This window comes from Pseudomonas sp. MF6755, from assembly GCF_016405635.1.
Taxonomy (GTDB): Bacteria; Pseudomonadota; Gammaproteobacteria; order Pseudomonadales; family Pseudomonadaceae; genus Aquipseudomonas; species Aquipseudomonas haemolytica.
Window position 1 is genome coordinate 1 of sequence record NZ_JAEKDA010000051.1, and the last position, 1,231, is coordinate 1,231.

A 1,231-nucleotide genomic window follows, 5' to 3' on the forward strand; every position below is an offset into this window, starting at 1 on the left:
TGAATCGCCTCGGGTTTCGTAGACACCTCTTTGCCTTAAACTGAGGCCAATTAGGAGGTGCCATGAGCAACCCACGTTATCCCGAAGAATTCAAAATCCAAGCGGTCAATCAAGTGACCGAAAAGAAGCTGCCTGTCGCTGATGTGGCAGCACGTCTTGGTGTGTCGACGCATAGCCTCTATGCCTGGATAAAGCGCTACAGCAAACCTCTAGAAGAGCGACAGCAAGACGATGATCAACACGCTGAACTGCGTCGTCTGCGAGCGGAGCTCAAGCGCGTCACTGAAGAGCGAGATATCTTAAAAAAGGCCGCCGCGTACTTTGCCAAGGAGTGCGGTTGAAGTACGCCTTTATCAAGCAGCGAGCCGGCGACTATTCCATTCGACGGCTTTGCCTGACGCTGAAAGTCCATCCAAGTGGCTATTACGCCTGGTTGTCTGAGCCGCAATCTGCACGCGCCAAAGACGACCAGCGACTGCTGGGTTTGATCAAGCATTCATGGCTGGAAAGTGGCGGCGTCTATGGCTATCGCAAAATCCATGACGATCTGCGCGAGGTCGGTGAAGTTTGCGGGCGCCATCGCGTGGCAAGGCTGATGCGTCTTGAAGGGCTGCGCTCTCAGACAGGTTATCGACGCCGCCCTGGAAAGTACGGCGGTAAGCCAGCGGTCGCCTCACCCAATTTGCTGAAGCGCCAGTTCGATGTCGTGGAACCCAACAAGGTTTGGGTCACCGACATCACCTACATTCGTACGTATGAAGGCTGGTTGTATTTGGCGGTGGTGCTGGATCTGTTTTCTCGTCAGGTCGTTGGCTGGTCAATGAAGGCGCAGATGACCAGTGATTTGGCTATTGATGCGTTGTTGATGGCGGTTTGGAGGCGTAAACCGAAGCAAGAGGTGATGGTTCATTCCGACCAGGGCAGCCAGTACAGCAGCTCCGATTGGCGCAGCTTTTTGAGCGCAAACAATTTGGTTGCCAGCATGAGTCGCCGAGGCAACTGTCATGACAACGCCGTGGCCGAGAGCTTTTTCCAGCTTCTAAAACGGGAACGGATCAAGCGAAAAATCTACATCACGCGGGAAGATGCTCGTAGTGATGTGTTCGATTACATCGAGATGTTCTACAACGTAAAACGCCGCCATGGTTTCAACAATCAGCTGTCACCGGTAGAGTTTGAAAAGCGTTACGCAATGAGCTTGCAAGGTGTCTAGAGAATCCGGGGCGATTCA

Annotated in this window: 1 protein-coding gene; it reads left to right on the plus strand. The window is 53.1% G+C overall.

Translation table 11 applies throughout. From position 1 onward, the window contains the following. The first annotated feature begins 62 nt into the window (after positions 1 to 62). Positions 63 to 1,213 (plus strand): IS3 family transposase gene (locus JFT66_RS29635; protein ID WP_198860628.1). Its coding sequence is split into 2 segments (ribosomal slippage): positions 63 to 297 and positions 297 to 1,213, totalling 1,152 coding nucleotides; the frame shifts between segments, so codons are not numbered across the junction. The last annotated feature ends 18 nt before the right edge of the window (positions 1,214 to 1,231 follow it).